This window comes from Serratia sp. Sp408 (assembly GCF_057180665.1).
On record NZ_JBXUFT010000001.1, the window covers coordinates 235,804 to 248,752 of the forward strand.

At 56.4% G+C, this 12,949-nt stretch carries 12 protein-coding genes and 1 other annotated feature; all 12 genes read left to right on the forward strand.

The genetic code is table 11. From position 1 onward, the window contains the following. The first annotated feature begins 254 nt into the window (after positions 1-254). The 12 genes from AC2AXP_RS01170 to AC2AXP_RS01225 all read left to right on the forward strand — a co-directional run bounded on the left by AC2AXP_RS01170 (position 255) and on the right by AC2AXP_RS01225 (position 12,868). Positions 255-1,586 (forward strand): MFS transporter, encoded by a 1,332-nt coding sequence (locus AC2AXP_RS01170; protein ID WP_371902029.1) that lies wholly within the window; start codon positions 255-257, stop codon positions 1,584-1,586. 1 nt (position 1,587) lies between these two features. Then, positions 1,588-2,526: an aminoimidazole riboside kinase gene (locus AC2AXP_RS01175; protein ID WP_004954513.1), complete on the forward strand. Its 939-nt coding sequence runs from the start codon at positions 1,588-1,590 to the stop codon at positions 2,524-2,526. A gap of 17 nt (positions 2,527-2,543) precedes the next feature. Beyond that, the gene (locus AC2AXP_RS01180; RefSeq protein WP_273868983.1) at positions 2,544-3,584 is read left to right on the forward strand and encodes an ADP-ribosylglycohydrolase family protein; all 1,041 of its coding nucleotides are present in this window, start codon (positions 2,544-2,546) and stop codon (positions 3,582-3,584) included. Between the two features lie 61 nt (positions 3,585-3,645). Beyond that, positions 3,646-4,380: a GntR family transcriptional regulator gene (locus AC2AXP_RS01185; RefSeq protein WP_039991036.1), complete on the forward strand. Its 735-nt coding sequence runs from the start codon at positions 3,646-3,648 to the stop codon at positions 4,378-4,380. A 47-nt stretch (positions 4,381-4,427) separates the two neighbouring features. Further along, positions 4,428-4,808 carry a DUF454 family protein gene (locus AC2AXP_RS01190; protein WP_004954505.1) on the forward strand — a complete coding sequence of 127 codons (381 nt, stop codon included), beginning with the start codon at positions 4,428-4,430 and terminating at the stop codon, positions 4,806-4,808. A 268-nt stretch (positions 4,809-5,076) separates the two neighbouring features. Further along, positions 5,077-5,628 (forward strand): adenine phosphoribosyltransferase, encoded by a 552-nt coding sequence (apt, locus tag AC2AXP_RS01195; protein WP_039992400.1) that lies wholly within the window; start codon positions 5,077-5,079, stop codon positions 5,626-5,628. Positions 5,629-5,776: 148 nt separating this feature from the next. Continuing rightward, entirely contained in the window at positions 5,777-7,738 is a 1,962-nt protein-coding gene (dnaX, locus tag AC2AXP_RS01200; protein WP_004954501.1) for a DNA polymerase III subunit gamma/tau, read from the forward strand. After that, positions 7,071-7,135: a sequence feature (DnaX frameshifting element), on the forward strand. It overlaps the preceding gene by 65 nt. Before the next feature lie 42 nt (positions 7,739-7,780). After that, on the forward strand, positions 7,781-8,110 hold the full coding sequence (locus AC2AXP_RS01205; RefSeq protein WP_004954498.1) for a YbaB/EbfC family nucleoid-associated protein: 330 nt from the start codon (positions 7,781-7,783) through the stop codon (positions 8,108-8,110). Further along, complete coding sequence (gene recR / locus AC2AXP_RS01210) at positions 8,110-8,715, forward strand: recombination mediator RecR (RefSeq protein ID WP_004954497.1); 606 nt, start codon at positions 8,110-8,112, stop codon at positions 8,713-8,715. The genes AC2AXP_RS01205 and recR overlap by 1 nt, the downstream gene beginning before the upstream one ends. Positions 8,716-8,859: 144 nt before the next feature. After that, positions 8,860-10,731 (forward strand): molecular chaperone HtpG, encoded by a 1,872-nt coding sequence (htpG, locus tag AC2AXP_RS01215; protein ID WP_039991035.1) that lies wholly within the window; start codon positions 8,860-8,862, stop codon positions 10,729-10,731. 196 nt (positions 10,732-10,927) lie between these two features. After that, positions 10,928-11,572, forward strand: coding sequence for an adenylate kinase (adk, locus tag AC2AXP_RS01220; protein WP_484381380.1), 645 nt, complete (start codon positions 10,928-10,930; stop codon positions 11,570-11,572). 162 nt (positions 11,573-11,734) lie between these two features. Then, positions 11,735-12,868 (forward strand): sugar diacid recognition domain-containing protein, encoded by a 1,134-nt coding sequence (locus tag AC2AXP_RS01225; protein ID WP_484381381.1) that lies wholly within the window; start codon positions 11,735-11,737, stop codon positions 12,866-12,868. Positions 12,869-12,949: the final 81 nt, after the last annotated feature.

A 12,949-nucleotide genomic window follows, 5' to 3' on the forward strand; every position in this document is an offset into this window, starting at 1 on the left:
AAAAGAATTTTTGTCTGGTTGTTGCCATCAACAATCCCGATGGCAGCTTTTTTTTGTGATCTCAATTAAAAAGTATAATGGTATACCTTTATATTTTTATCATATTCACTACACTGGGTTGGTGCCAACGTTCCAGGGGGGCGAAGCAAGCAAACGGCTTGAGTCGTCAACAACCGGCCAAACGGGTCAGGTTGTGAATAATAAAAATGACCCGCAGTTGATGCCGGCGTCATACGTTATTAAAAGGTGCTCAGATGAAACTGTCAGTAATAGAGAAAGTAGGCTTTGGCGCCGGGGATATGGCAATCAATATCATCATGATTGCGATGCAATTGCTGCTGGCCTATTTTTATACCGACGTATATGGCTTGCATGCGGTCGACGTCGGCGTGTTATTTATGGTGGTGCGTTTTATCGACGCCATTATCGATCCGTTGATGGGTATGTATACCGATAAGGTCAATACACGCTGGGGACGTTACCGCCCTTATCTATTATGGTTTGCCCTGCCGTTTGGTTTTGCGGTCTATCTGATGTTTATTACGCCAGATGTTGCCTATACAGCAAAACTGGCCTGGGCCTATTTTACCTACATACTGATGACCGTGGTCTATACCGCGATAACCATTCCTTATATCTCAATGATTGGCGTTATTACCGACGATCCGCTAGAGCGATTGAGCGCGAATGGATATCGCTTTGTGATGACCAAGATTGCCGCGTTTCTGGTAACCATCATTGTGCCGATAATGGCGGTGTGGCTCGGCCAGGGTAACAAGGCGCTGGGCTATCAATTGTCTATGGGGCTGATGGGGGCGGTCGGGGCGGCGCTGTTCATCTTCTGCTTCCTGACCACGCGCGAACGTAGCCGACCGGAAATCCCTACCATGCGCAGCGGCGAACAGTTCAGGCTGCTATTGCGTAACGATCAATGGCTACTGCTGGGTGTGGTGATCATGCTGCTGATGTGCGGATATGTGATTCGTGGTTCGGTAGCGGCGTATTACGCCAAATATTATCTGAATGGCGGTGACGCGTTAATTTCACCTTTTTTAACCATCGGCGTGGTGGCTTCGATATTGGCAATGATATCTACCACCTATATAACTCGGACCTATGACAAGATAAAACTGTTCCGTCATACCCAGTTGATGACCTTTATTCTCAGCCTGGCGATGTATTTTCTGGTGGGGCAGGGCGATCTGTGGTTGGCCTTTATCGCCTATTTCCTGATTAATTATTTCTGCGATATGCAAATGCCAATTTTCTGGTCGTCGATTGCCGAAGCGGTAGATTACGGTGAACACAAAAATGGCAAACGGGTTTCCGGTCTGGCTTTTGGCGGCATCCTGTTTTTCCAGAAGTTCGGCATGGGCATCGCCGGGGGAATATTGGGTTTTCTGCTGAGTTATTTCGGTTACCAGCCGGATGCGCAACAATCGCCAACGGCATTGGCCGGCATCGCGCTAATGATGACGATAATTCCCGCTCTGTTTCATTTTGCCATTAGCCTGATCATGAAGCGTTACATCATTAATAATCACTATTATGCCGAGCTGAAGCTAGCGCTTGGCAAGCGAGGCTGATATGCAGACTAAAAATACCGTCTGGGTGATTGGCGATGCCTCGGTCGATCTGGTGCCCGATGACCAACAACGCTATTTGAAATGCCCCGGCGGCGCGTCGGCCAACGTGGCGGTGTGCGTCGCCCGACTGGCCGGCAGTTGCGGCTTTATTGGCCGCCTGGGGCTGGATCCGGTCGGGCACTTTCTGGCACAAACCCTGCGGCGTGAAGGGGTCGACATTCGCCATCTGACCCTCGACCCGGCGTTGAAAACTGCGGTACTGATTGTCGATCTGGCGGCCGACGGCGAACGTTCGTTCAGCTATCTGGTGGCCCCCAGCGCCGACAGTTTTGTCTGCGCCGCCGATCTGCCGCCGTTCGCTGCCAATCAATGGTTTTACTTCAACTCCATCGGCCTGATTCGCCAGCCAGCGCGCGATGCCTGTCTGCAAGGCGCCCAGCGCATGCGTTTGGCGCACGGGTCGGTGCTGTTTGACGTCAACCTACGCGAAGCCATGTGGGACTGTCCGGCTGACATTGCGCCACAAATCGAAAATGCCATTGCCCAGGCGGATATCTGCAAGATTTCGGCCGATGAGCTGTGTCGATTGACTCAACGGCAGGACTGGCGCGCCGCCCGCTACTACGCCCGAGAACTGGGTTGCCCGACCACCGTCATTTCGCTCGGTGACGCGGGGGCGTATCTGATACATCAACGGCAAGAACGGCATTATCCCGCGCTGCCGGTGCAGGTTGTCGATACCACCGGCGCGGGCGACGCCTTCGTCGGCGGATTACTGCTCGAGCTGGCGAAGCAACCGGACTGGCGGCAGCAATCGCTCACCTCGGCGATGCACGTTGCCAATTTTTGCGGCGCGGCGGCAGTAACACAAAAAGGCGCCATGACGGCGCTGCCGGATGCCGAACAACTGGCGGCATTCATGACCCACCAGACCCGATAAACCCCAAGGAGATTTTGATGAACGCAAATTACGACCACGTTTTAGGCTGCCTGATTGGCGCCGCCGCCGCCGATGCGATGGGCGCCGCTACGGAAGTGCGGACACAACAACAGATAAAAGACACCTTTGGCGGCTGGGTGACCACCTTTGTCAAGCCGCCGGCGGATACCTTTGGGCGTTGCAACGAAGCCGGCATGTGCACTGACGATTTTATTCAAGCTAAATATATTATGGATGCACTGCTGGCTCATGGGCGTAAAGTCACGGACTCGGCAATGAAAGAAGCCTTTCAGCGCTGGCTGGATTATCCGTTTTATGCCAATTTTACCGGCCCAACAACGCGCGCGGCGATGAAGGCGATTTTCAACGATCGGCGAGCGTCGCTGCAGGGGGAACTGGAAGGGGAAAAACAGTCGGTACAGATCATCAACGGCGGCAATGCGGCGGCTACCAACGGATCGGCGATGAAGATCTGGCCCGCAGCGGTGCTGCACCCCGGCGATCTGGACGGCGCTATTCAGTGTGCGCTCGACATTGCGCGCTTTACCCACAATAACGTTTTGGCGATGTCAGGCGCGGCCGCGATGGCGGCGGCGATCGCCGAAGCACTCTCGTCCAGTGCCAGCAGTGCGTCGATCGTCGCCGCGTCGATCTACGGAGCGGATAAAGGGCTAGTCCTGGCCGCAGAGCAGGGAGCGATGGCGATCGCCGGGCCGTCGGTCGGTCGGCGTATCGAACTGGCCGTTGCCATTGGCAAGCGTCACCGCCACTGGGAAACCGCGATCGTCGAACTGAACGATATCATCGGCACCGGGCTGCACGTCAGTGAGGCGGTTCCCGCGGCGTTGGGATTATTTGCCTGCTGTGCCGCTACGCCGGTTGATGCTATTATTTCCGCCGTTAATATCGGTAATGACACGGATACCGTCGCAACCATGGTCGGTGCGATTTCAGGGGCATACCATGGTGCTGCGGCCTGGCCTGAACATTACCTGCCTCTGCTGGATAAAATGAACCATTTCTCGCTGGAGGCGCTGGCGCGTTCAATAACCGAATAATGCATAACCAAGGGAAAGCGCTGCAACTTTCCCTTCCAACCTGACCAGGCGAGGTTTTACGTTGGTGGTAGATAAGGCGAGCTATACGCCATTATACAAGCAGTTATATTCCATTATCTGCCATCGGATCCTTGACGGCACCTATCGGCTGGGCGATCGCCTGCCGACGCAAAAAGACATCGCCCGCCAGTTTGATGTATCGCTGATTGTGGTAAAGCAGGCGTGGAACGCGCTGGTGGAAAGCGGCATCATTGCGTCGCAGCGTGGTACCGGCTCGGTGGTCAATGCGTTGCCGGAGGGCGCCAGTTACGGTCATACCTTCCGCGGTATCACCGCCGATCTCAGTTTTTCCCAGATCCGCATCGACAGTCAGATCCTCGACATTGCGCTACGCAGCGCCAAAGATGCCCTGCTGGACGGGTTGAACCTGCCACCCGGCAATAAATACCTGTTTATTTCGCGCGTGCGTTCCGCCAAGGGCAAGCCGTTCAACCATGAGAAAATCTATATCAACCTGGCGTTTTTCCCCGGGTTGCAACTGCAGCCGCAGGATCTGGCCAATCAATCGCTCTATCAGTTGCTGATGGCGCGTTATCAGATCGCCATCGGGTCGGCGGTAGAAAAAATCGACGCCATCTTGCCATCTCGTGAACTGTGTGAACTGCTGCAGATAGCGGCGAATACGCCATTGCTGTCGGTCGCTCGGCAAACTTTTCTCAGCGGTGCCGATCAGCCGTTTGAATATTGCCGTTATGCGGTGCTTTCGGAATATTTTGGCGAGATTCATTATCAGTAGTTCCGGTGTTACAGTCATTGGCATAATGACTCGCTAAAAGGATCGGCATGACGCGTTGGCTGTTGATCGCTGTAGGTTGGGTAGCGGTGGCGTTGGCCACGCTGGGCGTAGTGTTACCGTTGTTGCCGACCACCCCTTTTCTGCTGCTGGCGGCCTGGTGTTTCGCCCGCTCGTCGCCGCGGTTCCATCAATGGCTGCTGTACCGTTCATGGTTCGGCGGTTATCTGCGTCACTGGCAACGGCACCGCGCATTGCCGCCGGGCGCCAAATGGAAGGCGATGCTGTTTATCGTGCTGACTTTCGCCGTGTCGTTATGGCTGGTGAAAATCTGGTGGGTGCGCGGTCTGCTGCTGCTGATGCTGGCGACGCTGTTGATCGTCATGCTGCGTCTGCCGGTGGTTGATCCGCAGCAGCACAAACGGCGCTGATGGCGGGGTAAAATTCTTGTTAGCCTGACGTCGTCAACTGACGGCAAGCGTATGAATCTGCAGGCCCCGACGGCGTTCGCCTACCCCTGCGCGGCAGGAAAGATGCAGGGCAGAGTTGCAATTGTCAGCCAGTTTGCATAGATTTGGGCGTTTTCGTGCGCGGGAACCCTCCCTGAACGTCCTTGATTAATGGTTTCGCCCCTTGGGGTGAAGCGGGATGTCAGGCGGCCTGCGTTCCAGTTTCAAGCAGTTTTATCAGGCAATAATTATGACCGCTACTGCGCAGCAGCTTCAGTTTATCAAAGACAGTATCAAAACCATCCCGGATTACCCTAAACCGGGCATCCTGTTCCGTGACGTCACCAGCCTGCTGGAGAATCCGCTGGCTTACGCTGCCAGCATCGAGCTGCTGGTTGAGCGTTATCGCGAAGCAGGCGTCACCAAAGTGGTCGGTACCGAAGCGCGTGGTTTCCTGTTTGGTGCGCCGGTGGCGCTGGCGTTGGGCGTGGGGTTTGTGCCGGTGCGCAAGCCGGGCAAATTACCGCGTGCCACGCTGATTGAAAGCTATGAGCTGGAATACGGCACCGACCAGCTTGAAATCCACAGCGATGCCATCAGCGCTGACGACGTGGTATTGGTGGTGGACGATCTGTTGGCGACCGGCGGTACCATCGAAGCCACCGCCAAACTGATCCGCCGTTTGGGTGGCCAGGTGAAAGACGCCGCCTTTATCATCAACCTGCCGGATCTCGGTGGCGAAGCGCGTCTGAACAAGCTTGGCATCGATTGCTACAGCCTGGTCAACTTCGCGGGTCATTGATTTAACGTTCTATCCCGACGAATATCGAGCGACTGGGGCACAGGCCATTGGTCAACGGCGCTGTCGCTCGAAACAGAATGGGCTATCGCGGATCGCCGCACTGCTGTGTTAGCATGACCCTCCAGATTATTCGACTTCTCCGGTATTAATGAGCTATCAGGTTCTCGCCCGTAAGTGGCGCCCGCAAACCTTTGCAGATGTGGTTGGGCAAGAACACGTCCTGACCGCACTGGCCAACGGCCTAACGCTTGGGCGGATTCATCATGCCTATCTGTTCTCGGGCACGCGCGGCGTGGGTAAGACCACCATCGCCCGCCTGTTGGCCAAAGGCCTTAACTGTGAAACCGGCATTACCGCTACCCCATGTGGCCAATGCGACAACTGCCGCGAGATTGAGCAGGGGCGTTTTGTCGATCTTATCGAGATCGATGCGGCCTCCAGAACCAAGGTGGAAGATACCCGCGATCTGCTGGACAACGTGCAGTACGCGCCAGCACGCGGCCGTTTCAAGGTCTATCTGATCGATGAAGTGCACATGCTGTCGCGCCATAGCTTCAATGCGTTGCTGAAAACGCTGGAAGAGCCGCCGGCGCATGTGAAATTTTTATTGGCGACCACCGATCCGCAAAAACTGCCGGTGACCATTCTGTCACGCTGCCTGCAATTCCATTTGAAGGCGCTGGACGTGGAGCAAATCCGCAATCAGCTGGAAACGGTACTGCAGGCAGAACAGATCGCGAGCGACGCTCGTGCACTGCAACTGTTGGCGCGCGCCGCTGACGGCAGCATGCGCGACGCCCTTAGCCTGACCGATCAGGCGATCGCCATGGGCGAGGGCCAGGTCACCAGTGCCACCGTCAGCCATATGCTCGGCACGCTGGACGACGAACAGCCGTTGGCGATCCTTGAAGCGCTGGTGAGCGCCGACGGCGAAAAAGTCATGGCCCAGGTGGCGCAAGCGGCAGCTCGCGGCGTCGACTGGGAAAACCTGCTGGTGGAAACCCTGGCGCTGTTGCACCGCATTGCGATGGTGCAATTGCTGCCTTCGGTGCTGGACCATCATTACGCGGCTATCGAACAGCGACTGCGCGAGCTGGCGCGCAGCTTGCCGCCCACCGACGTGCAACTGTATTACCAGACGTTACTGGTGGGCCGTAAAGAACTGGCCTATGCCCCCGATCGCCGTATGGGCGTAGAAATGACCCTGTTGCGAGCGTTGGCGTTTCACCCCAAGGCGCAGATCCCCGAACCGGTAGCGATTACCCCAACGTCCTCGACGCAGGGCGTGACGCCGGCCGTCCCGGCAGCGCAGGCGAGGTCGGCAGCGCCGTCACCGTCAGAGACGCCGCCGCCGTTAGGGCAGGCCGCACCCTCGTCACCGGCGGTAAATTTACCGGATGCCACCGCGCAATTATTGAAGGCGCGCACCCAGTTGCAGCGGCAACAGGGGGCATCTACACCAAAAAAGAGTGAGCCGGCGGCGCCTGGAAGAGCGCGGCCGGCAAACTCGGCACTGGAGCGATTGGCTTCCGTGACTGAGCGCAGCCAGCAGCGTCAGGCGGAAAAAATCGTCAAGGAAAAACCGGCCAAGCCGGAGGCGTATCGCTGGCGGGCGCAAACCGCGCCAGAAGCAGCGCCAGAACCACTGGCGACGCCAAAGGCACTGCGTACCGCGCTGGAACATGAAAAAACCCCCGAGCTGTCGGCTAAACTGGTGGTAGAGTCAATCGCGCGCGACCCGTGGGCGGCGGAAATAGACCGGCTGACTATCCCGAAACTGGTGCAGCAACTGGCGTTGAACGCCTTTAAACAGCAGTCGGAACCCGGCAAGATTTGTCTCCATCTGCGGCCTGCGCAGCGCCATCTGAACACCCCCTCGGCGCAAAAGGCGTTATGCGACGCGCTCAGCGAGCTGCACGGCGGCCCGATTGAGCTGACCGTAGTGGAAGACGAAAACCCGGCGGAGCGTACGCCGCTGGAGTGGCGGCAAGCCATTTATGAAGAAAAACTGGCGCAGGCGCGTCAGTCCATCGTTGCGGATACCAATATCCAGACGCTGCGTCGCTTCTTTGATGCAGATCTGGATGAAGACAGTATTCGCCCCATTTAACCGCTGCGCACCGTGCGCGGCCCATTGCTACGAGAGACGACTATGTTTGGTAAAGGCGGTCTGGGCAACCTGATGAAGCAAGCCCAGCAAATGCAGGAAAAAATGCAGCAGATGCAGGAAGAAGTCGCCAAATTGGAAGTAACTGGCGAATCCGGCGCTGGCCTGGTGAAAGTAACCATCAACGGGGCGCATAACTGCCGCCGTGTGGAAATCGATCCGAGCCTGATGGAAGACGATAAAGACATGCTGGAAGATCTGATCGCGGCTGCGTTCAATGATGCAGCACGTCGCGTTGAAGAAACCCAGAAAGAAAAAATGGCGTCGGTCTCCAGCGGTATGCAGTTGCCGCCTGGCTTTAAGATGCCGTTCTGATGCAAACCAGTCCGCTGCTTGAAACCTTGATGGAGGCGCTGCGCTGCCTGCCGGGCGTTGGCCCGAAATCGGCGCAGCGTATGGCGTTTCAACTGCTGCAGCGCGATCGCAGCGGTGGCATGCGTCTGGCACAGGCGCTGACCCGTGCGATGTCGGAAATCGGCCATTGCGCCGATTGCCGCACCTTCACCGAGCAGGACATTTGCACCATATGCGCCAATCCGCGTCGTCAGCAAAACGGCCAGATTTGCGTGGTGGAAAGTCCGGCGGATATCCATGCCATCGAGCAGACCGGCCAGTTCGCCGGCCGCTATTTTGTGCTGATGGGCCATCTGTCGCCGCTTGACGGCATCGGGCCCGGCGATATCGGTCTCGATCGGCTGGAGCAACGGCTGGAACAGGAAAGCATCAGCGAAGTGATCCTGGCCACCAACCCGACGGTGGAAGGCGAAGCAACCGCCAATTACATCGCGGAAATGTGCGGCCAGTACGGCGTACTGGCCAGCCGCATTGCGCACGGTGTGCCGGTAGGCGGTGAATTGGAAATGGTCGACGGCACCACGCTGTCGCACTCATTGGCCGGTCGCCACGCCATCAAATACTGACGCACTTCCCTGACGGGGCGGCTTCGCCCCGTCAGCTTCGGTTAAAAAATTCCCCGTCACCCGCTTGAAAAATAAGGCTCTCATCCCCACCTGATCCTCATTGTCTGTGTTTGGTTGCAATTGTCTTTGAGGTAAGCAATGAGTATGAAAGGTCAAGAAACTCGCGGATTTCAGTCTGAAGTAAAACAACTGCTTCATTTGATGATTCATTCGCTGTACTCCAATAAAGAAATTTTCCTGCGCGAACTGATTTCCAACGCATCCGATGCGGCGGACAAACTTCGTTTCCGCGCGCTGTCTGCGCCGGAACTGTACGAAGGGGACGGCGAGCTGCGCGTACGTCTGTCCTTTGACAAAGAAAAACGTACTCTGACCATCGCTGACAACGGCATCGGCATGCGTCGCGATGAAGTGATCGAGAACCTCGGCACCATCGCCAAATCGGGCACCAAGGCTTTCCTCGAATCGATCGGTTCCGATCAGGCTAAAGACAGCCAGCTGATCGGTCAGTTCGGCGTCGGTTTCTACTCGGCGTTCATCGTCGCGGACAAGGTGACGGTACGCACCCGAGCCGCAGGCGCCGCTGCCGATGAGGGCGTGTTCTGGGAATCCGCCGGCGAGGGCGATTACACTATCGCCGACATCAGCAAAGCCGAACGTGGCACCGAAATTACGCTGCACCTGCGTGAAGGTGAAGACGAGTATCTCGACGCCTGGCGCCTGCGTTCGGTGATCGGCAAATATTCCGATCACATTGCGTTGCCGGTTGAGATCGAAAGCAACAACCCGGAAGAGGCCGACGGCGCGACCCACTGGGAGAAAATCAACAAGGCCCAGGCACTGTGGACGCGCAGCAAGTCCGATATTACCGATGAAGAATATAAAGAATTCTACAAGCACATTGCCCACGACTTCACCGACCCGCTGAGCTGGAGCCACAACCGCGTTGAAGGCAAGCAGGAATACACCAGCCTGCTGTACATCCCGGCGCAGGCACCGTGGGACATGTGGAATCGCGATCACAAACACGGCCTGAAACTGTACGTACAGCGCGTATTCATCATGGACGACGCAGAGCAGTTCATGCCGAACTACCTGCGCTTTGTGCGCGGGCTGATCGACTCCAACGATTTGCCGCTCAACGTATCGCGTGAAATTCTGCAAGACAGTCGCGTGACCCAGAACCTGCGCAGCGCGCTGACCAAACGTGTACTGCAGATGCTGGAAAAACTGGCCAGGGACGACGCTGAAGCCTATCAGAAGTTCTGGCAGCAATTCGGCCTGGTGCTGAAGGAAGGTCCGGCGGAAGATGCGGCAAACAAGGACGCAATTGCCAAGCTGTTGCGCTTTGCCTCTACTCACGGCGACAGCTCGGCGCAAACCGTGTCGCTGGAAGAGTACGTCAGCCGCATGAGCGAAGGGCAGGATAAGATCTACTATATCACCGCCGACAGCTACGCCGCGGCCAACAGCAGCCCGCACCTGGAGCTGTTCCGCAAGAAGGGCATCGAAGTACTGCTGTTGTCTGAGCGCATCGACGAATGGATGATGAGCTACCTGACCGAATTCGACGGTAAATCATTCCAGTCGGTCAGCAAGGCCGATGAAGCGCTGGAAAAACTGGCGGAAGAAACCGAAGAACAGAAAGACGCTGAAAAACAGCTGGAGCCATTCATCGAACGGGTTAAAACCCTGCTGGGCGAGCGGGTGAAGGACGTGCGCCTGACGCACCGTCTGACCGATACGCCGGCGATCGTGACCACCGATGCCGATGAAATGAGCACCCAGATGGCGAAACTGTTCGCAGCCGCCGGCCAGCAGGCGCCGGAAGTGAAGTACATTTTCGAGCTGAATCCGGAACATGCGTTGGTCAAACGCGCATCCGATGTGGGTGATAACGAACAATTTGCCGAATGGATCGACCTGTTGCTGGATCAGGCGTTGCTGGCCGAACGCGGCACGTTGGAAGATCCGAACCAGTTTATCCGCCGCATGAACAAGTTGCTTTCCGCATAATTCCGATTTGCCACGCCCAAAATCGTCTGGTTTTGGGCGTTTTCCCCGCTATAACCCGTGCAGTCGTGTCTTTTCGCCACTTTTCTCCCTGTCGATACGCAATCGATTTCCTTTCTCGTGCCTTGAGCCACCCCCCGCTAAAATGGTATGGTTGAGCGTTTTCGCAATTTTATAAAAATATAAGAGGATTTACGCAATGCGTATCATTCTGCTGGGCGCTCCGGGCGCTGGTAAAGGTACTCAGGCTCAATTCATCATGGAGAAATACGGTATTCCGCAAATCTCCACCGGTGATATGTTGCGCGCAGCCGTGAAGGCCGGCACTGAACTGGGCAAGCAGGCGAAAGAAATCATGGATGCCGGCAAGCTGGTCACCGATGAGCTGGTGATTGCCCTGGTAAAAGAGCGGATCGCCCAGGAAGATTGCCGTAACGGTTTCCTGCTGGACGGTTTCCCACGCACTATTCCACAGGCCGATGCGATGAAAGAAGCCGGTATCAAGGTGGATTACGTGCTGGAATTCGACGTGCCGGACGAACTGATCGTCGATCGTATCGTTGGCCGCCGTGTGCATGCGCCATCGGGCCGCGTGTATCACGTTAAATTCAATCCGCCTAAGGTCGAAGGCAAGGATGACGTGACCGGTGAAGAGCTGACCACGCGTAAAGACGACCAGGAAGAAACCGTGCGTAAACGTCTGGTGGAATACCATCAGTTGACGGCGCCATTGGTTGCCTACTATCGCCAGGAAGCCGACGCCGGCAACACCGAATATCACAAAATCAACGGCACCCGCAAAGTTGATGAAGTGAGCGCCGAACTGGCCACTATTCTCGACTAAGTCGAGAGGTCAGCGTCAGCCAACGTCGGGCATGCGCCCGGCGTTTTTTTTTGCTTTTTTCCCACGAAATGTGATCCCCTTAGCTTGTTGCAGCGCCGTTGTTTAAATCCCTAACGGGAATGGCGTATAACAGCCTCCATTTCAGCCGTCAGGAAGAAGCGCATGCTCAGACAGACTACTTTTCTGGAAGAATCCACCGCTCGGCAGATCGTTCAACGCGCCATGGGGATCATCAACCATTCGGTAAACGTGATGGATCACAATGGTGTCATTATCGCCTCTGGGGATGCGACGCGGCTGTTCCAGCGTCATGAAGGCGCGGTATTGGCATTGACCGAAAACCGCGTGGTGGAGATCGATATGGCCACCGCCGCACACCTGAAAGGCGTACAGCCGGGCATTAATCTGCCGTTCTGTTTCCGCAATCAGCGGGTGGGGGTGATTGGTATCTCCGGCGATCCGGCGCAGGTGCGCAACTATGCCGAGCTGGTGAAGATGGCGGCCGAACTGATGGTGGAACAGGCGGCGCTGCTTGGCCAGCATCAGTGGGAAAAGCGCTACCGCGAAGAACTGGCAAACCAGCTGTTGCAGGGAACCGGGGAGCCGGCGGCGCTGGAATCCATGGCGGCGTATCTGGGGCTGGATCTGCAACAGCCGCGAATTGTGTGGATCATCGAGTTGCACGATCGGCAACCGCACCTGCTGCGCGAGTTGCTGAGCGAACTGGAAAACACCCAGCGTGAGGCGCTGATCGCCATGACCGGCTTCAATGAGCTGGTGTTGCTGCGGCCTGCCAGCCTGGCGCAGGGAGTGTGGAACCTGAAGCAGGAGCGCAAGCAGGCGCAGCAGTTGCAGGCGCAGTTTCAGCAGCGCTTCAATCTGCGGCTGATCGTCGGCGGGTTGTTTGGCGGCGGCGACGGGGTTTTCCGTTCCGGACTGACCGCGCGAGCCACCCAGGCGATGGCAAAGCGGCTCAAGCTACGGCATAAATCGTTGTTTTACCCGGACTATCCGTTGCCATCTCTGCTGTGCGACATGAGCGACGATTGGCGAGCCCAGGAGCTGAGCCGTCCGTGGCAGCAACTGTGTGAACACGATGATAAAGGGGTACTGCGCCAAACCCTGCGGCAATATTTTTACCGGAACTGTGATCAAACGCAGACCGCGGTTCAGCTTCATATCCATGTCAATACCCTGCGCTATCGCCTGCAACGAATCGAGGCGATTACAGGATTAAAAATCAATGAATTAACCGGAACCTTGCAGTTGTATATCGGCATGCTGATGAACGAGTGAATTGTGTTAACCCACAACTTTGTTGCCACTCATCGGCGCGTTTTTTGTTGCTTCCTCTCAAGTTAATCCCGTTGTGCGGGG

Coding starts and splice junctions, on each gene's coding strand:
- recR (WP_004954497.1), top strand. CDS start 8,110: ATGCAAACCAGTCCGCTGCTTGAAACCTTGATGGAGGCGCTGCGCTGC.
- apt (WP_039992400.1), top strand. CDS start 5,077: ATGACCGCTACTGCGCAGCAGCTTCAGTTTATCAAAGACAGTATCAAA.
- dnaX (WP_004954501.1), top strand. CDS start 5,777: ATGAGCTATCAGGTTCTCGCCCGTAAGTGGCGCCCGCAAACCTTTGCA.
- AC2AXP_RS01205 (WP_004954498.1), top strand. CDS start 7,781: ATGTTTGGTAAAGGCGGTCTGGGCAACCTGATGAAGCAAGCCCAGCAA.
- AC2AXP_RS01180 (WP_273868983.1), top strand. CDS start 2,544: ATGAACGCAAATTACGACCACGTTTTAGGCTGCCTGATTGGCGCCGCC.
- AC2AXP_RS01175 (WP_004954513.1), top strand. CDS start 1,588: ATGCAGACTAAAAATACCGTCTGGGTGATTGGCGATGCCTCGGTCGAT.
- adk (WP_484381380.1), top strand. CDS start 10,928: ATGCGTATCATTCTGCTGGGCGCTCCGGGCGCTGGTAAAGGTACTCAG.
- AC2AXP_RS01190 (WP_004954505.1), top strand. CDS start 4,428: ATGACGCGTTGGCTGTTGATCGCTGTAGGTTGGGTAGCGGTGGCGTTG.
- AC2AXP_RS01170 (WP_371902029.1), top strand. CDS start 255: ATGAAACTGTCAGTAATAGAGAAAGTAGGCTTTGGCGCCGGGGATATG.
- AC2AXP_RS01225 (WP_484381381.1), top strand. CDS start 11,735: ATGCTCAGACAGACTACTTTTCTGGAAGAATCCACCGCTCGGCAGATC.
- htpG (WP_039991035.1), top strand. CDS start 8,860: ATGAAAGGTCAAGAAACTCGCGGATTTCAGTCTGAAGTAAAACAACTG.